Origin of the sequence: Pseudomonas vancouverensis (genome assembly GCF_004348895.1) — a bacterium.
GTDB classification, from domain to species: domain Bacteria; phylum Pseudomonadota; class Gammaproteobacteria; order Pseudomonadales; family Pseudomonadaceae; genus Aquipseudomonas; species Aquipseudomonas vancouverensis.
Window position 1 is genome coordinate 20,819 of sequence record NZ_RRZK01000003.1, and the last position, 16,842, is coordinate 37,660.

The 16,842-nt window shown below is 60.2% G+C and carries 16 protein-coding genes and 1 tRNA gene; 10 read left to right on the forward strand and 7 right to left on the reverse strand.

Features of this window, described 5'->3' with window-relative positions; genetic code table 11:
* The 5 genes from gpmI (at position 1) to EIY72_RS02655 (ending at position 6,618) form a co-directional block, all read left to right on the forward strand.
* Positions 1-1,527, forward strand: coding sequence for a 2,3-bisphosphoglycerate-independent phosphoglycerate mutase (gene gpmI, locus EIY72_RS02635; RefSeq protein ID WP_093227605.1), 1,527 nt, complete (start codon positions 1-3; stop codon positions 1,525-1,527).
* A 252-nt stretch (positions 1,528-1,779) separates the two neighbouring features.
* The gene (locus EIY72_RS02640; protein ID WP_093227607.1) at positions 1,780-3,075 is read left to right on the forward strand and encodes a murein hydrolase activator EnvC family protein; all 1,296 of its coding nucleotides are present in this window, start codon (positions 1,780-1,782) and stop codon (positions 3,073-3,075) included.
* A gap of 34 nt (positions 3,076-3,109) precedes the next feature.
* Complete coding sequence (locus EIY72_RS02645) at positions 3,110-4,429, forward strand: S41 family peptidase (RefSeq protein ID WP_093227609.1); 1,320 nt, start codon at positions 3,110-3,112, stop codon at positions 4,427-4,429.
* A gap of 1 nt (position 4,430) precedes the next feature.
* Positions 4,431-5,207, forward strand: coding sequence for a divergent polysaccharide deacetylase family protein (locus EIY72_RS02650; protein WP_093227611.1), 777 nt, complete (start codon positions 4,431-4,433; stop codon positions 5,205-5,207).
* Positions 5,208-5,322: 115 nt separating this feature from the next.
* Positions 5,323-6,618, forward strand: a complete 1,296-nt coding sequence (locus EIY72_RS02655) for a Vps62-related protein (RefSeq protein ID WP_093227613.1) — start codon at positions 5,323-5,325, stop codon at positions 6,616-6,618.
* On the opposite strand, the gene EIY72_RS02660 is transcribed toward EIY72_RS02655, so the two are convergent.
* The 7 genes from EIY72_RS02660 to EIY72_RS02690 form a co-directional block, all read right to left on the reverse strand.
* Positions 6,599-7,354, reverse strand: a complete 756-nt coding sequence (locus EIY72_RS02660; protein WP_093227615.1) for a substrate-binding periplasmic protein — start codon at positions 7,352-7,354, stop codon at positions 6,599-6,601. The genes EIY72_RS02655 and EIY72_RS02660 overlap by 20 nt on opposite strands.
* A gap of 78 nt (positions 7,355-7,432) precedes the next feature.
* Positions 7,433-8,203: an imidazole glycerol phosphate synthase subunit HisF gene (gene hisF, locus EIY72_RS02665; protein ID WP_093227617.1), complete on the reverse strand. Its 771-nt coding sequence runs from the start codon at positions 8,201-8,203 to the stop codon at positions 7,433-7,435.
* Positions 8,204-8,212: 9 nt separating this feature from the next.
* Entirely contained in the window at positions 8,213-8,950 is a 738-nt protein-coding gene (gene hisA / locus EIY72_RS02670) for a 1-(5-phosphoribosyl)-5-[(5-phosphoribosylamino)methylideneamino]imidazole-4-carboxamide isomerase (protein WP_093227619.1), read from the reverse strand.
* A 42-nt stretch (positions 8,951-8,992) separates the two neighbouring features.
* Complete coding sequence (locus EIY72_RS02675) at positions 8,993-9,250, reverse strand: DUF2164 domain-containing protein (protein ID WP_093227621.1); 258 nt, start codon at positions 9,248-9,250, stop codon at positions 8,993-8,995.
* Complete coding sequence (gene hisH, locus EIY72_RS02680) at positions 9,251-9,889, reverse strand: imidazole glycerol phosphate synthase subunit HisH (protein ID WP_093227623.1); 639 nt, start codon at positions 9,887-9,889, stop codon at positions 9,251-9,253.
* Positions 9,889-10,482, reverse strand: a complete 594-nt coding sequence (gene hisB / locus EIY72_RS02685; protein ID WP_093227625.1) for an imidazoleglycerol-phosphate dehydratase HisB — start codon at positions 10,480-10,482, stop codon at positions 9,889-9,891. Before hisB ends, hisH begins: the two co-directional genes overlap by 1 nt.
* 237 nt (positions 10,483-10,719) lie before the next feature.
* Positions 10,720-12,384 (reverse strand): OFA family MFS transporter, encoded by a 1,665-nt coding sequence (locus tag EIY72_RS02690; protein ID WP_093227626.1) that lies wholly within the window; start codon positions 12,382-12,384, stop codon positions 10,720-10,722.
* A 227-nt stretch (positions 12,385-12,611) separates the two neighbouring features.
* On the opposite strand from EIY72_RS02690, the gene EIY72_RS02695 reads away from it, so the two are divergent.
* From EIY72_RS02695 to EIY72_RS02715, 5 genes are all read left to right on the forward strand, one after another.
* The gene (locus EIY72_RS02695) at positions 12,612-13,016 is read left to right on the forward strand and encodes an acetyl-CoA sensor PanZ family protein (RefSeq protein ID WP_093227628.1); all 405 of its coding nucleotides are present in this window, start codon (positions 12,612-12,614) and stop codon (positions 13,014-13,016) included.
* A gap of 78 nt (positions 13,017-13,094) precedes the next feature.
* Positions 13,095-15,320, forward strand: coding sequence for an AsmA family protein (locus EIY72_RS02700; protein ID WP_093227630.1), 2,226 nt, complete (start codon positions 13,095-13,097; stop codon positions 15,318-15,320).
* Complete coding sequence (gene mutY, locus EIY72_RS02705) at positions 15,317-16,384, forward strand: A/G-specific adenine glycosylase (RefSeq protein ID WP_093227632.1); 1,068 nt, start codon at positions 15,317-15,319, stop codon at positions 16,382-16,384. The genes EIY72_RS02700 and mutY overlap by 4 nt, the downstream gene beginning before the upstream one ends.
* Positions 16,381-16,653: an oxidative damage protection protein gene (locus EIY72_RS02710; RefSeq protein ID WP_093227634.1), complete on the forward strand. Its 273-nt coding sequence runs from the start codon at positions 16,381-16,383 to the stop codon at positions 16,651-16,653. The genes mutY and EIY72_RS02710 overlap by 4 nt, the downstream gene beginning before the upstream one ends.
* 103 nt (positions 16,654-16,756) lie before the next feature.
* Positions 16,757-16,832 (forward strand) — tRNA-Phe (locus EIY72_RS02715).
* The last annotated feature ends 10 nt before the right edge of the window (positions 16,833-16,842 follow it).

Sequence of the window (16,842 nt, forward strand, 5' to 3'; positions counted from 1 at the left end):
ATGACTACCACGCCTAAACCTTTGGTCCTGATGATTCTCGACGGCTTCGGTCACAGCGATAATCCTGAATCCAACGCCGTCTTCGCCGCGAAGAAACCTGTACTGGATCGCCTGTGGGCTACCGTGCCGAACGGCTTGATCTCGGGCAGCGGCATGGACGTCGGCCTGCCGGACGGCCAGATGGGCAACTCCGAAGTCGGCCACATGAACCTCGGCGCCGGTCGCGTGGTGTATCAGGATTTCACCCGCGTGACCAAATCGATCCGCGACGGCGAGTTCTTCGAGAACCCGACCATCTGCGCCGCCGTGGACAAAGCCGTCGCTGCCGGCAAAGCCGTGCATTTCATGGGCCTGCTGTCCGATGGCGGCGTACACAGCCATCAGGATCACCTGGTCGCCATGGCCGAGCTGGCGTTCAAGCGTGGTGCGCAAAACATCTATCTGCACGCCTTTCTCGATGGTCGTGACACGCCGCCAAAAAGCGCACAATCGTCGATCGAACTGCTGGATGCAACTTTCCAGGCGTTGGGCAAAGGCCGGATCGCCAGCCTGATCGGCCGCTACTTCGCCATGGACCGTGACAACCGCTGGGATCGCGTGTCCCAGGCCTACAACCTGATCGTCGACGGCAAGGGCGAATTCAACGCGGCCACGGCCCAGGAAGGCCTGGAAGCCGCCTACGCGCGTGGTGAAAGCGACGAATTCGTCAAGGCCACCTCCATCGGCGAACCGGTCAAGGTCGAAGATGGCGACGCCGTGGTGTTCATGAACTTCCGTGCCGACCGCGCCCGCGAACTCAGCCGCGTGTTTGTCGAAGACGACTTCAAGGAATTCGAGCGCGCACGCCAGCCAAAAGTGCAGTACGTGGGCCTGACCCAATACGCCGCCAGCATTCCGGCCCCTGCCGCCTTTGCCCCGGGCAGCCTGGAAAACGTGCTGGGCGACTACCTGGCGAAAAACGGCAAGACCCAGTTGCGCATCGCCGAAACCGAAAAATATGCCCACGTGACCTTCTTCTTCTCCGGCGGTCGTGAAGAACCGTTCCCGGGTGAAGAACGCATCCTGATCCCGTCGCCAAAGGTCGCTACCTACGACCTGCAACCGGAGATGAGCGCCCCGGAAGTCACCGACCGTATCGTCGATGCCATCGAAAACCAGCGCTACGACGTGATCGTGGTCAACTACGCCAACGGTGACATGGTCGGCCACAGCGGTGTGTTCGAAGCCGCGGTCAAGGCCGTCGAGTGCCTGGACCAGTGCGTTGGCCGCATCGTCGACGCGCTGGAAAAAGTCGGCGGCGAAGCGCTGATCACCGCAGACCATGGCAACGTCGAGCAAATGTCCGACGAAGCCACCGGCCAGGCGCACACTGCGCACACCACCGAGCCGGTGCCGTTCATCTATGTCGGCAAGCGCGACCTCAAGGTCCGCGAAGGCGGCGTGTTGGCGGATGTCGCGCCGACCATGCTCAAGCTGTTGGGCCTGGAACAGCCGAAGGAAATGACCGGGACTTCGATTCTGGTGTAACCCGACCCTGCAAACATCGCAGTACCCTGTGGGAGCTGGCTTGCCAGCGATAGCAATCTGACAGCCATCAACTATGTTGAATGGTCAGACGCCATCGCGGGCAAGCCCGCTCCCACAATGGTTTGTGGGGTTTTCAATGAGGATTTCACTCTGTCTGACGCCCCGGTTATCACACAGTCAGAAATGGGCATTTTTTTTGCCGGCCATGGCGGGCATACTAGGCCGTCCCTTTCCCTGGTGTCGCCCGCCTCTATGCTTCGCGTCCTGATAGCCCTCGCTCTGACATGCCTGCTCCAACCGGCCTTTGCCGACGAGCGCGCGGATACCCAACAACAGTTGGAGGCCACGCGTCAGGACATTGCCGAGCTGAAGAAGCTGCTGGGCAAGCTGCAGGAAGAGAAATCCGGCGTGCAGAAAGAGCTCAAGGGCACTGAAACCGAGATGGGCAAGCTCGAAAAGCAGGTCGATGCCCTGCAAAAAGAGCTGAAGAAAAGCGAAGCCGAGTTGCAGCGACTCGATGCCGAGAAAAAAAAACTCCAGAGCGCGCGCACTGAACAGCAACGACTGATCGCCATCCAGGCCCGTGCGGCCTATCAGAACGGTCGGCAGGAATACCTCAAGCTGCTGCTCAACCAGCAGAACCCCGAGAAATTCGCCCGAACCCTCACCTATTACGACTATCTGAGCCAGGCCCGCCTGGAGCAGCTGAAAAACTTCAACGAAACCCTGCGCCAGTTGAGCAATGTCGAAAAAGATATCTCCATGCAGCAGGCGCAACTGTTGGTGCAGCAAAGCAGCCTCGACAGCCAGCGCAGCGAACTGGAAAAAGTCCGCCAGGAACGCCAACAAGTCCTCGCCAAGCTCAATGACGATGTAAAGGCACGCGATCAGAAATTGGCGGCGCGCGAGCAGGATCAGGCAGACCTGTCTAAAGTCCTTAAAACCATTGAAGAAACGCTGGCTCGCCAGGCCCGTGAGGCAGAAGAAGCGCGGCAAAAAGCGCTGATCGCCCAGCAGGAAGCCGAAAAAAAGCGTTTACGTGAGGCTCAAGCCCAGGCAGATGCCGGCGATGACGCCCCACGCAAACCAGTCAGATCGACACCTGGCGCACTGGTTTCCAGCTCCGGCGAGACATTTGGCGGACCTTTTGCCGCAACCCGGGGAAAACTTCCATGGCCTGTCGATGGTCGACTGCTGGCACGCTTCGGTGAAACCCGTGGTGATGACTCGCGCACCAAGTGGGACGGCGTGATGATCGCCGCGTCCGCCGGCAGCGCAGTGCATGCCGTGCATGGCGGCCGTGTGGTGTTCGCCGACTGGCTGCGCGGTGCAGGGCTGCTGGTGATTCTCGACCACGGCAACGGTTATTTGAGTCTTTACGGCCACAACCAGACGCTGCTCAAGTCAGCCGGTGACGTGGTCAAAGCGGGTGAGCTTATCTCCACTGTCGGTAACAGTGGCGGCCAGGACACCCCAGCGCTGTATTTTGCAATTCGTCAGCAGGGTCACCCGAGTGATCCGGCGCAATGGTGCCACGCGCAAGGATAGGCGTTGAGTCACCTACATTAGGAGTTCGTTAGACATGCTGCATTTGTCCCGCCTTAACTCGCTGGCCCTGACGATCGCACTGGTGATCGGCGCGCCTCTGGCGTTCGCTGCGCAACCGGTCCCGGCAGTTGCGCCTGCGGGCACAGCTGCGACCACCAAGGCGCCGCTGCCGCTGGACGAGTTGCGCACCTTTGCCGAGGTGATGGACCGGATCAAAGCCGCCTATGTCGAGCCGGTGGACGACAAGACCCTGCTGGAGAATGCCATCAAGGGCATGCTCAGCAACCTCGACCCACACTCGGCCTATCTCGGCCCTGAAGATTTCGCCGAGCTGCAGGAAAGCACCAGCGGTGAGTTCGGCGGCCTGGGCATCGAAGTCGGCGCCGAAGACGGCTTCATCAAGGTGGTATCGCCGATCGATGACACCCCGGCCTCCAAGGCCGGCATTCAGGCGGGCGACTTCATCGTCAAGATCAACGGCCAGCCAACCCGCGGCCAGAGCATGACCGAAGCCGTGGACAAGATGCGCGGCAAGATCGGCCAGAAAATCACCCTGACCCTGGTGCGTGACGGCGGTACGCCGTTCGACGTGACCCTGGCCCGCGCTGTGATCCAGGTCAAGAGCGTCAAGGCGCAGCTGCTGGAGTCGGGCTATGGCCTGATCCGCATCACCCAGTTCCAGGTCAAGACCGGCGAAGAGGTCTCCAAGGCCCTCGCCAAACTGCGCAAGGACAACGGTAAGAAGCTCAACGGCATCATCCTCGACCTGCGCAACAACCCGGGTGGCGTGCTGCAGGCCGCGGTGGAAGTGGTTGACCATTTCATCACCAAGGGCCTGATCGTCTACACCAAGGGCCGCATTGCCAACTCCGAACTGCGATTCTCCGCTACCGGCAAAGACGAAAGCGAAGCGGTGCCTATGGTTGTGCTGATCAACGGCGGCAGTGCTTCGGCTTCGGAAATTGTTGCCGGCGCCCTGCAGGACCAGAAACGGGCCGTGCTCATGGGTACCACCAGTTTCGGCAAGGGCTCGGTGCAAACCGTGCTGCCGCTGAACAATGATCGTGCGTTGAAGATCACCACCGCGCTGTACTACACGCCGAATGGCCGTTCGATCCAGGCCCAGGGCATCGTCCCGGACATTGAAGTGCGCAAGGCGAAGATCACCAGCGAGCAGGACAACGACTACTTCAAGGAAGCCGACCTGCAAGGCCACCTCGGCAACGGCAACGGCGGCGCCGACAAACCGACCGGTTCCGGCGGCAAGGCCAAGCCGATGCCGCAGGACGACGATTACCAACTGGCCCAGGCCCTGAGCCTGCTCAAAGGGCTGAGCATTACGTCCGGCCGTTGAGATGCGTTTGCGGTTACTGATCGTTCTGCTGTGCTGTCTGGCGGGTGCTGCTCAAGCAGAGCCCGCCAAAGCAACACCTCAAAAGGCTTACCTGACCCTGATCATCGACGACCTGGGGCAAAACCTGCCCCGGGATCGCCGCGTGCTGGCCCTGCCCGGCCCGGTCACCACGGCCATCATGCCGGACACCCCCCATGCCACCGAGTTTGCCCGGGAAGCCCATCGCGCCGGCAAGATCGTCATCCTGCACATGCCCATGGACCCGGCCACCGGGCCCTTCGCCTGGCACCCCGAGCTGCCCATCGAAGAGCTGGAAAAACGCCTCGACGCCGCATTCAAAATGGTCCCTTACACCAGCGGCATCAACAACCACATGGGCAGCCGCATGACCGCGCAACCGGGTGCCATGGCCTGGTTGATGGCGAACTTGCAGCAACGGCACAAGTTCTTTGTCGACAGCCGCACCAGCGCCCAGACCGTAGCTGCGGCAGAGGCGCAGAAGATCGGCCTTGCGCATGTTTCGCGGGACGTGTTTCTGGATGACGAACGCACCGAGGCAGCGATCTTCACTCAACTGCAAACGGCGATCAGCCTGGCGAAGAAACAGGGTTCCGCCGTGATGATCGGACACCCCTATCCACAGACACTGGCGGTGCTTGAGCGGGAACTGCCAAAGCTCAAGTCCCAGGGCATCGAGTGGATCGATATCAAGCAGATGATCAGCCTGCGCGGCAATCGCGCCATGGCCGCTCACGGGAAAGACGGCATCTACCGATAAATGCCCTGCCATACCCCATAAATAATTACCGCCCTGCAGCCTGCTCAACGCCAGATAGTTGGAACTCGACCGTTCGCGACTTCCCCAAGTCGAATTTCAACTATCAGGATTGAGCATGAGCACCGAAGAAAATCAAACGCCCAGCCCCTTGCCAATGGAGCCGATCAAAGTCGACAACCTGCTGATCGGCTTTACCTCTGAGTTTCAGCGCATCTGGGACAACAGACGCTCAAGATCGCAGCCCTGTAGCTTCTGGCGCCCGACCCCTACCGCGGATCTGCTCCCGGGATTTTTCCCGCTGGGCGACCTTGCTCACCCAGGACTCGACAGCATCGACGGAAAAAGAGTGGTCGCCGTTGTCAGCGATGACCATTCACAGAACACAGACGGAGCGAAGGCCAAAGCACTCCGCCCGCCAACCGACTTTGAACTCGTCTGGAGAAGTGCAGGCTCCAGAACCGACGCAGACTGTACGATCTGGCGGCCAATCCCACCCGATGGTTACGTTGCGCTTGGGCTGGTCTGCGCTGATCGTGACAAGCCTTCGCTCAATACGGTGCGTTGCGTACGGGCCGATCTGGTGATCGGCGCATTCGTCGGCAAATTGATCTGGAACGACAAGGACAGCGGTGCCAAACAGGACTTCAGTGCCTGGAGCGTCCAGCCGCCGGCGGCTGCGGCGGGAGAAGTCTACTTTGCTCCCGGCAGCTTTATCGGTGTCGAAGGGCATGCGCGGCCTGCGACAAACCTCCCTGCCTATTCATTGCGAATGCAGATACCGGTTCAGGTCAATCCCCCACCGAAAGCGCCGACACTATCCGGGCAAAAGCAGCCCTTGCCGGTCGAAGCAGTCAGGGTCACTCAAATTGCGAGACTGCCCTGGTTCACGATCACCGACCCTGATCTGCCCGCACTTGAACAAACACGCACTTCACCGTTCTATCGAATGGAGAGAACCGATAAGTACATACTCGTTGGCTATAGCCATAACACAGGGACCGAGGCGCAGACCGTCAAATGGAAAGTACCTCGACTGCAGAGCTCCGAAAAGCTGCAGGCATTCGCCCACGCCAGCTCTGTTGAATTCGCAGGCCAATGGCCAATGAAACCAGACAGCGGTCCGATCACCTTTTCGGCCCGACTGAGCCACGACTTTGCTCACACCGAAAGTACATCCAGCAACTGGTTCGACTCGGCGGAAACGGAATTCCTCGCTCTCGTTGCAAAAAACAAAGCCATGGCGGCTTATCTAATGCAAAGCGATTACAAACTGCTTCGCGAAAACGGCACTGAAGTAACGACCGGGGTCAGCTTCACCGAGGTAAGCAGCCTGTATTTGACTGAATTTACAACCGAAGAAGAACCTGACCCACTGTCAGACCCGCCAACAGTTAGAGATACCGCGCCATGATCTCGTCCACCCGACCATCCTTGCGCATCTGATCCAGTGCGGCCTGAAGCTTGGCCACCATCTCGTCCGGCACGTCCTTGTTCAGCGCCAGATAGAGTTCAGCACTGTTGAAGCGCAGCACCGTCTTCAGCCCGGTCACACCATCCTGTCGCGCCAGGTAACGGCCGGCAGGATCTCCGGTGGCCCACAGGTCGATCTGGCCATTAACCAGCTTTTTCGCGTTGTCCTGATCACGCAGCACAACAATCGGGTTCAGGCCCTGCTTGGCCAGGGTTTCGGCAATCGCGTCACCCTTGTAGGCGCCAATCTTGTACTTGCGCGCATCATCCAGGTTTTCGAGGGTGATCTTGCTGTCAGCCTTGGCCAGCATGATCCAGTCGTCCGGGCCGATGGGGCCGACCCATTTGAACAGTTTCTCGCGATCGGGCAGCCGCGCCATGACGAACACGCCGTAGCCGGGTTTTTCCAGGGTGAGTTTGTAGATTCGCTCCCAAGGGAAGCGCAGCGTCAGGCTATAGGTGATCTCGGCACGCTTGAACATCTCGCGGACGATGTCCGTGGCGATGCCATTGATATTCTCGTCCTGAGCGAAGTTCTTGCCGTTTTTCGCCATGTTATAGGGCGGGAAGTTTTCCGTCAGCAACACCATGTCGGTATCGGGGCTGTCGGCGGCGTGTGCTCCGTTGATCAATAACAGGGAGGCACTGGCGAGCACGAGAAGAAAACGTTTAAACATGACTGGCTACCGAAATCCATGGCGTACCCAAGAGTGCCTTGGGCACGCCATGATGTCCACTGGCCTGCATTGGTTTGTTCAGCGCATCACAATTCCGCGGTGTGCCATAAACGCCTTGGCTTCCTGCACCGAGTATTCGCCAAAGTGGAAAATACTCGCCGCCAGTACCGCACTGGCATGGCCTTCGAGGATGCCGTCGGCCAGGTGCTGCAGGTTGCCGACACCGCCGGAAGCAATCACCGGAATCCCCAATGCATCGCTGATAGCGCGGGTAACGCCCAGGTCGAAGCCGTTTTTCATGCCGTCCTGGTCCATGCTGGTCAGCAGGATTTCACCGGCACCCAGGCCTTCCATTTTTTTCGCCCACTCGACCGCGTCGAGGCCGGTCGGCTTGCGGCCGCCGTGGGTGAAGATTTCCCAGCGCGGGGTTTCGCCCGGGCCGGACACCTTCTTCGCATCGATGGCTACGACTATGCATTGCGAGCCGAAATGCTGCGCCGCCTCACCAACGAATTCCGGATTGAACACCGCCGCGGTGTTGATCGAGACCTTGTCCGCGCCAGCGTTGAGCAGATTGCGGATGTCCTGCACGGTGCGCACGCCACCGCCGACGGTCAGCGGGATGAACACCTGGCTGGCCATGCGCTCGACGGTGTGCAGCGTAGTGTCACGGCCATCGACGCTGGCGGTGATGTCGAGAAAGGTAATCTCGTCCGCGCCCTGCTCGTCGTAGCGACGGGCGATTTCCACCGGGTCACCGGCGTCACGGATGTTTTCGAACTTCACACCCTTGACCACCCGGCCGTTGTCCACGTCCAGGCAAGGGATGATGCGTTTGGCCAGCGCCATGGTCAGTCCTCAGCCTTTGTACGAATCGCAGAAAGCTTGCGCTTCGGCGACGTCGAGGGTGCCTTCGTAGATCGCCCGGCCAGTGATTGCACCGATGATGCCTGGCGCCTTGGCGTCGAGCAGGGTCTTGATGTCACCGAGGTTGTGGATACCGCCGGAAGCGATCACCGGGATCTTGGTCGCAGCAGCCAGGGCAGCGGTGAAGGGTACGTTGCAGCCCTGCATCATGCCGTCTTTGGCGATGTCGGTATACACGATCGAGGACACGCCATCGGCTTCAAACTGCTTGGCCAGATCGATGACCTGCACAGTGCTGATTTCAGCCCAGCCATCGGTGGCGACAAAACCGTCCTTGGCGTCCAGGCCAACGATGATTTTGCCCGGGAACGCACGACAGGCTTCGGCGACGAATGCCGGATCCTTCACCGCCTTGGTGCCGATGATCACGTAGCTCACGCCGGCCTTGACGTAGTGCTCGATGGTTTCCAGCGAACGGATGCCGCCACCGATCTGGATCGGCAGGTTCGGGTAGCGTTTGGCGATGGCGGTGACGACTTCGCCATTGACCGGCTGGCCTTCGAAGGCGCCGTTCAGATCGACCAGATGCAGACGACGGCAACCGCCCTCCACCCACTTGGCAGCCATGCTCACCGGGTCATCGGAGAACACTGTGGAATCTTCCATGCGGCCCTGACGCAGGCGAACACAGGCGCCGTCTTTAAGATCGATAGCGGGGATAATCAGCATCTGGCAAACCTTCAAATTTGAATGTTCAGCTTGGCTCGGAAATCAGTTTTTCTCGAGCGCCCACAGGTCGCTTTCGATGCTTTCGAACCTCTCTTTGAGGTGCGCCTGCACATCGAAAATCGCCCTGTTGTAATAGTGCGGAGCAATTTCACGGGTAAACAGCTCAAGAATCTCAGCCGCCTCGAACGAGCCGAGGTCGAGTTCGAAGCGGTCTTCCATGAAACGCTTGATCTTGCGATTGGCCTCGCTCTCCTGCTCGGGAGTGAGGGTCAGGATCGGCGGCTTCTTCTTGATTGCCATTTACCAGCGACCGTCCCACGCAGCGAAGTTCTGCAGCAACTGCAGGCCATGGGTATGGCTCTTTTCGGGGTGGAACTGCACGGCGAAACGCGAACCTTCGGCCAGCGCCGCGGCGAAATCGACACCGTAGTGACCGCCGCCGACCACCTGCCGCGCGTTGGCAGCGGCGATGTAGTAGCTGTGCACGAAGTAGAAACGCGCCATGTCCGGAATGTCATGCCACAGCGGGTGGCTGACTTTCTGCTTTACCTGGTTCCAGCCCATGTGCGGGACTTTCAGGTGCTCGCCGTCTTCAACCAGATCCTTGCCGAAGAACTTCACTTCGCCAGGAAACAGGCCGATGCAATCGACACCGTCGTTTTCTTCGCTATGGTCGAGCAAGGCTTGCATGCCCACGCAGATGCCCAGGAACGGACGGTCCTGGCTGACCTCACGAACCAGCGAATCAAACCCGAGGCGACGGATCTCCGCCATGCAATCGCGAATCGCGCCAACACCGGGGAATACCACCCGGTCGGCTTCGCGAATCACGTTGGCATCACTGGTGATCAGCACCTTGCCGGCACCCACGTGTTCGAGGGCCTTGGCCACCGAATGCAGGTTGCCCATGCCGTAATCGATAACCGCGACTGTCTGCATTACAGAACGCCCTTGGTCGATGGCATTTGCCCGGCCATGCGCTCATCGAGCTCCACGGCCATGCGCAGGGCGCGGCCGAAAGCCTTGAACACGGTTTCGATCTGGTGGTGGGTGTTGGTGCCACGCAGGTTGTCGATGTGCAGGCTGACCAGGGCATGGTTGACGAAGCCCTGGAAAAACTCCTGGAACAGATCCACGTCGAAGCCGCCCACGGTAGCGCGGGTGTACGGCACGTGCATTTGTAGGCCTGGGCGGCCGGAGAAGTCGATCACCACGCGCGACAGCGCTTCATCGAGCGGTACGTAGGCGTGGCCGTAGCGACGGATGCCTTTCTTGTCGCCGATGGCTTTGGCAAAAGCCTGGCCGAGGGTGATACCGACGTCTTCCACGGTGTGGTGGTCGTCGATATGCAGATCGCCCTTGCATTGGATATCCAGGTCGATCAACCCGTGACGGGCGATCTGGTCCAGCATGTGCTCAAGAAAAGGAACACCGATATCGAATCGGGCCTTTCCGGTGCCATCGAGGTTGATCGAGGCTTTGATCTGGGTTTCCAGAGTGTCGCGCTCGACAGACGCCTTACGTTCGGCCATCACCAGCTCCGCAAAATCATTGGGCGAAAAAGGCAGCCATTATAGGCGTGCGGGCGCCAAACAGAAACACGGAAGGTGGTATCGCTGACGGAATGAGGCCCATGAGCTCGGGGATAGACATGTCCATACAAGCCATGAATCGCAGCTTGCGGATAACTGAAGAGGACACAAAACCCTGTGGGAGCGAGCTAGCTCCCACAGGTTTAGCGTTGGCCTGAAGAACTTCAGGCCTGCACCTTAGTGAAACAGTACCGCAGTCTTCTGCAGGGTTACCCAAACACCCCACGCCAACGGAATCCCTACCACCAGCCAGGCGGCAATCGCCAGGGGCTTGGTGCCTGGCGCAGCTTTCCACTCCAGAACTGTCGCGCTGTCAGCACCCTTGTCGTGGCCCAGCGCCTGTTCGGCCGCCAGTTCGGCGTCGGTCATGAAGTACTTGTCCGCCACCGGACGCACCAGCAGGTTGCAGAGGAAACCCAGCACCAGCAGGCCAGCGAGGATGTACAGGGTGATGTCGTACGCAGCCGCGCGCTCGACGCCAATGCTCAGCTGATACTCGCGCAGGTAGTTCACCAGCACCGGACCCAACACGCCCGCCGCCGCCCACGCCGTCAGCAGACGACCATGGATCGCACCGACCATCTGCGTGCCGAACAGGTCCGCCAGATAAGCCGGAACGGTCGCAAAACCACCACCATACATCGACAGGATGATGCAGAACGCCGTCACGAACAGCGCCACGTTACCCAGATGACCCAGGTTCGGGATCAGCGCGTACAAAGCAAAACCCAGGGCGAAGAACACGAAATAGGTGTTTTTGCGACCCAGGTAGTCCGAGAACGAAGCCCAGAAAAAGCGACCACCGATGTTGAACAGGCTCAACAAACCGGTGAAGCCGGCAGCGATAGCCGCGATCGAGGCCAATTGCGAGGCATCCAGTTGACCGAAAGTCAGGTCATTGCCCAGCAGTTTGCCCGCGAACACTTCCTGCAACAGTGGCGAAGCCATGCCTAGGATGCCGATACCGGCCGACACGTTCAGGCACAGCACCAGCCACACCAGGCGAAATTGCGGGGTTTTCCACGCGACGTTCACATGCACGTGACGGTGGGTGATCATCGCGTTCGAAGCTTTTTTCGCCGGCGCCGTCCAGCCTTCAGGCTTCCAGCCGGTCGGCGGAACACGGTAGGACAGTGCGCCACCGATCATGAACACGAAATAGATCGCGGCCATCACCAGGAAGCTTTGCCACACGCCGACGCTGGTTGGCGAAGCGAAATGCCCCATCAACGCCGCCGCCAACGGTGCGCCGACCATGGCGCCGCCACCGAAGCCCATGATTGCCATGCCGGTCGCCATGCCGCGCTTGTCCGGGAACCACTTGATCAGGGTCGAGACCGGCGAGATGTAACCCAGGCCCAGGCCGATGCCGCCAATGACCCCGGAGCCGATCCACATCAGCCAGATCTGATGGGTATAGATCCCCAGCGCCGACACCAGCAGGCCACCACACCAGCACAACGCCGAAACGACACCGGCCTTGCGTGGGCCGGCGTGTTCGAGCCAGCCACCCCAGATGGCCGCCGAGCAACCCAGGAAGATGAAAAACAGGGTGTAGATCCAGCCGAGCATCGAGATCGGCCAGTCACACTGCGAAGAAAAGACCTGTGCGATAAAGCTCATGTCCGGCGCACAAGCCACCGGTGCGGTGATGCCCAGCGCCTTGGACAGCGGCAACCAGAACACCGAAAAGCCGTAGGCCATGCCGATGCACAGGTGAATGGCCAACGCGGCCGGTGGTACCAGCCAACGGTTGAAACCGGGCTTGGCGATGATCCGCTCCTTGGACAGGAACGCAGGCTGATCGGCGTTCAAGCCGTCCGCCGTGATGCTCGTGGTCATTGTGTATCCCCCAATTATTAGTATTGTCGTCGCCCACGCCTGCTCCTCGGCCTTATGCACGCATGACCGTTTTTGTAGAGTGAAGCGCCTTGTTGTGCGACAACAGGTCGCAGCGGGACGGACGAACGGGCAGAGGTTACCATCTGCGCGTGACAGAAAAAGCAATCTGATATCACCTTTCGTACGTCATCTGATCTCCTTGGCGTCATATCCCAACAGGAATTTCCATGCCGATCATTGTCGAGATGCTGAACCATGCCACTAGCCAGGATCGGCAGGATCTGCAGAAGATTTACCACGACGCCCCGGATTGGCTGTTTGCCCCGCTGTCGAACGATGCACAGCTGATCGAAGACTGCCTGCAGGACGGTTCACTGATCGCCGGGCGCTTCAATGACCGCCTGCTCGGTGCCGCCCGCCTGCAACGGCACCCGGACGTTTGGCACTTGTCTCATTTGTGTGTGAGAAAAATCACTCGCCGCCGTGGGGTCGCCGAGCGGCTGGTGTGCGAAGCACAAAAAATGGCTGCGCAATCGGGCGCAACCCTGCGCTTGCTGGCGCCCGCCGGCCACCTGGAAGCGCAGGCACTGGCCGCCAAGCTGAAACTGCCGCTGGATGTTCTGACAGTGTGATCACTGACCGATCGTCCGTTTTGGAGCGCTATACTCCTCGGCTAAATTTCGAATTCGACTAATTACAAGGACTCGCCCATGAAAGCGTTCGGCAAAATCCTGGGTCTGGTACTTCTCGGGCTGTTGCTGATCATTGTGGCGCTGGGCTTTGCCCTGACCCACCTCTTCGATCCCAACGACTACAAAGACGAGATCCGCCAGATAGCCCGCGACAAGGCCCACATCGAGCTGACGCTCAATGGCGATATCGGCTGGAGCCTGTTCCCGTGGCTGGGCCTGGAGCTGCACGACGCCAGCATCGCAACCATGATCAAGCCCAACGAGCCTTATGCCGACCTGCAGATGCTCGGCCTGTCGGTCCGCGTGCTGCCGCTGCTGCGCCGCGAAGTGCAGATGAGCGACGTGCGTGTCGAGGGCCTGAACCTGCGCCTGACACGCGACAAAAACGGCCACGGCAACTGGGAAGACATCGGCAAACTGCCTCCGTCGCCAGAAACAGCCGCCACTTCGCCTGCGACTGAACAACCCGCACCCGAAGCCAGTCCGACTCCCGAGAAACCGCCGCAACCCATCCGCCTGGACATCGACAGCCTGACCGTGAACAACGCCCGGGTCGAATACAACGACGAACAGACCGGCAAGAACTTCAGCGCCGAAAGTATCCAGCTGAGCACCGGTGCAGTGCATGACTCCACCAACATCCCGCTCAAGCTCACTGCATTCCTGTCCACCAACCAGCCTGTCGTGCGGGTGCGTACCGAACTGGTTGGCGAGCTGCGTATCGCCCGTGCACTGCAACGCTATCAGTTCGAAGACATGCGTTTGTCCGGCGAAGTGACCGGCGACCCGCTGCCAGGCAAGACCCTGACCTTCGCCGCTCAAGGCCAGTTGCTGCTGGACAAGGCGGCCAATGTGGCCGAGTGGACCGGCATCAAGGTGTCTGCCAACCAGTTGCGCGCCCTGGGTGAGCTGAAGGTCAATGACCTCGACAAGACGCCTCAGGTCAGCGGCGGTATTTCCATTGCCCAATTCGACCTGGCCAAGTTCGCCGACAGCATCGGCCAGCAACTCCCGGCCATGGCCGAAGGCAGCCTGAGCAAGGTCGAGCTGGTCAGTCGCCTGGCCGCTACACCGACCAGCCTTTCGCTGGACAACCTCAACTTGAAATTCGACGACAGCACCTTCAGCGGCCGCATCGCCATCGAGGACTTCGCCAAACAATCGCTGCGCGCGACCCTCAAGGCCGATACCTTCAACGTTGACCGCTACCTGAAACCGAAATCCGCCGAAGCCAACAGCACCACCCAAGTGCGTCAGGCCGAAGTCGCCAGCACCGAAGCCGATGCCCTGGCGGGCGCAGGCAGTACGCCGCTGCCGCCAGCACCGACCAAGGGTGCATGGAGCAATGACCGCCTGCTGCCGGTGGAGCGCTTGCGCAAACTGGATGTCAACGCCGACCTGACCTTCGGCCAGTTGACCCTGGAAAAACTGCCGATTCACAATGCGGCGCTCAACGCCAACGGCCAAGGCGGCCTGCTGACCCTGGCTAACCTGCGCGGTGACCTCTACGACGGCAGTTTCGAGGCCAGCGGAACCCTCGATGTGCGCCAGGAAACGCCAGCGTTGAACCTGCAAACCAAAATCAACCGAGTGCCGGTGGAAAAAATCCTCGAAAGCCAGGGCAAGAACCCGCCCGTCAAAGGCCTGGTCACACTCAACAGCAACCTGACCGGCAGCGGCAACAGCCAGAAAGCGCTGATCGACACCCTGAACGGCAACGCCAGCTTCGTCATCAACAACGGCGTGCTGCTCAATGCCAACCTGGAACAGCAGATCTGCAAAGGCATCGCCACGCTCAACCGCAAGACCCTCAGCGGCGAGCCACGGGGCAAGGACACACCGTTCCAGGAGCTCAAGGGCAACCTGACCTTGCGCAACGGCGTGGCCAGCAACCCGGACCTCAAGGTGCGCATCCCGGGCATGACCGTCAACGGCGACGGCGACCTCGACCTGCGCGTGCTGGGCATGGATTACCGCGTGGGCATCATCGTCGAAGGCGACACCAGCGCCATGCCGGACCCGGCCTGCCAGGTCGGCGACAAGTTCGTTGGCATCGAGTGGCCATTGCGCTGCCGTGGCCCGCTGGAGCTGGGCGCCAAGGCCTGCCGCGTGGACAACGAACGCATGGGCCAGGTCGCGGCCAAATTCGCCGGCGACAAGCTCAGCGATAAAATCGACGAAAAGTTAGGTGACAAAATCAATCCGCAACTCAAAGACGCACTCAAGGGGCTGTTCAAGCGATGAGAGCCGAGCAGTTTTCATCGGCGGTACTGGAATGGTTTGACCGCCACGGCCGTCACGATTTGCCCTGGCAGCAGGACATCAACCCGTATCGGGTGTGGGTTTCGGAAATCATGCTGCAACAGACCCAGGTCAGCACCGTGCTGAACTACTTCGACCGTTTCATGGCCTCGTTGCCGACGGTCGAAGCCCTGGCGGCGGCACCGGAAGACGAAGTGCTGCACCTGTGGACCGGGCTGGGTTACTACACCCGTGCGCGCAATTTGCAGAAGACTGCGAAAATCGTCGTCGAGCAGTACGGCGGTGAATTCCCGCGGGATGTGGAAAAACTGACGGAGCTGCCAGGCATCGGCTTGTCCACCGCCGGTGCGATCGCCAGCATCAGCATGGGCCTGCGTGCGCCGATCCTCGATGGCAACGTCAAACGCGTGCTGGCGCGCTTTACCGCGCAAGAGGGCTACCCCGGCGAGCCGAAGGTCGCCAAACAGCTGTGGGCCAACGCCGAGCTCTTTACGCCACATGATCGGGTCAACGCCTACACCCAGGCGATGATGGACCTGGGCGCCACGCTCTGCACCCGCAGCAAGCCGAGCTGTCTGCTGTGCCCGCTGGAAAAGGGCTGCGAAGCCCACCTGCTCGGCCTGGAAACCCGCTACCCGATCCCCAAGCCACGCAAAGCCATCCCGCAGAAGCGCACCCTGATGCCGATGCTCACCAACGGCGAAGGCGCGATCCTGCTTTACCGTCGCCCGTCCAGCGGCTTGTGGGGCGGCCTGTGGAGCCTGCCGGAACTCGATGACCTCGATGACCTGCCACACCTGGCGGCGCAACACTCGCTGGAACTGGGCAGCCAGCAGGTACTGCCGACGCTGGTGCACACTTTCAGCCATTTCCAGTTATCCATCGAACCCTGGCTGGTCCGGGTCGAGGAGAGCGGCCACCACGTGGCCGAGGCCGACTGGCTCTGGTATAACCTCGCCACCCCGCCGCGCCTGGGCCTCGCCGCCCCGGTCAAAACCTTGCTCGAACGCGCGGCCGCCGTATTGAACGCAGGAGAGTCGTCATGACCCGCACCATCATGTGCCGCAAGTACAAAGAACAATTGCCAGGCCTGGAACGCCCACCGTTCCCGGGCGCCAAGGGCCAGGACATTTTTGATCACGTCTCGCAAAAGGCCTGGGCCGACTGGCAAAAGCACCAGACCCTGCTGATCAACGAAAAACGCCTGAACATGATGAACGCCGAAGATCGCAAATATCTTCAGGGCGAGATGGACAAGTACTTCTCCGGCGAGGATTACGCCAAGGCCGAAGGCTACGTACCGCCATCGGAATAACCCCGATTTATCGGGGGTCGGAACGTAAGCGACGGTAATAATTAAAATTTTTTTGAAAACTTGCTTGACGACCCCCTGAAAAACCCGTTTAATGCGCCCCGTTGCCCAGATAGCTCAGTCGGTAGAGCAGGGGATTGAAAATCCCCGTGTCGGCGGTTCGATTCCGTCTCTGGGCACCAAATACCGAAA

Coding starts and splice junctions, on each gene's coding strand:
- mutY (WP_093227632.1), top strand. CDS start 15,317: ATGAGAGCCGAGCAGTTTTCATCGGCGGTACTGGAATGGTTTGACCGC.
- EIY72_RS02660 (WP_093227615.1), bottom strand. CDS start 7,354: ATGTTTAAACGTTTTCTTCTCGTGCTCGCCAGTGCCTCCCTGTTATTG.
- EIY72_RS02650 (WP_093227611.1), top strand. CDS start 4,431: ATGCGTTTGCGGTTACTGATCGTTCTGCTGTGCTGTCTGGCGGGTGCT.
- EIY72_RS02710 (WP_093227634.1), top strand. CDS start 16,381: ATGACCCGCACCATCATGTGCCGCAAGTACAAAGAACAATTGCCAGGC.
- gpmI (WP_093227605.1), top strand. CDS start 1: ATGACTACCACGCCTAAACCTTTGGTCCTGATGATTCTCGACGGCTTC.
- EIY72_RS02640 (WP_093227607.1), top strand. CDS start 1,780: ATGCTTCGCGTCCTGATAGCCCTCGCTCTGACATGCCTGCTCCAACCG.
- EIY72_RS02690 (WP_093227626.1), bottom strand. CDS start 12,384: ATGACCACGAGCATCACGGCGGACGGCTTGAACGCCGATCAGCCTGCG.
- EIY72_RS02655 (WP_093227613.1), top strand. CDS start 5,323: ATGAGCACCGAAGAAAATCAAACGCCCAGCCCCTTGCCAATGGAGCCG.
- EIY72_RS02700 (WP_093227630.1), top strand. CDS start 13,095: ATGAAAGCGTTCGGCAAAATCCTGGGTCTGGTACTTCTCGGGCTGTTG.
- hisA (WP_093227619.1), bottom strand. CDS start 8,950: ATGCTGATTATCCCCGCTATCGATCTTAAAGACGGCGCCTGTGTTCGC.
- hisB (WP_093227625.1), bottom strand. CDS start 10,482: ATGGCCGAACGTAAGGCGTCTGTCGAGCGCGACACTCTGGAAACCCAG.
- EIY72_RS02675 (WP_093227621.1), bottom strand. CDS start 9,250: ATGGCAATCAAGAAGAAGCCGCCGATCCTGACCCTCACTCCCGAGCAG.
- hisH (WP_093227623.1), bottom strand. CDS start 9,889: ATGCAGACAGTCGCGGTTATCGATTACGGCATGGGCAACCTGCATTCG.
- EIY72_RS02695 (WP_093227628.1), top strand. CDS start 12,612: ATGCCGATCATTGTCGAGATGCTGAACCATGCCACTAGCCAGGATCGG.
- EIY72_RS02645 (WP_093227609.1), top strand. CDS start 3,110: ATGCTGCATTTGTCCCGCCTTAACTCGCTGGCCCTGACGATCGCACTG.
- hisF (WP_093227617.1), bottom strand. CDS start 8,203: ATGGCGCTGGCCAAACGCATCATCCCTTGCCTGGACGTGGACAACGGC.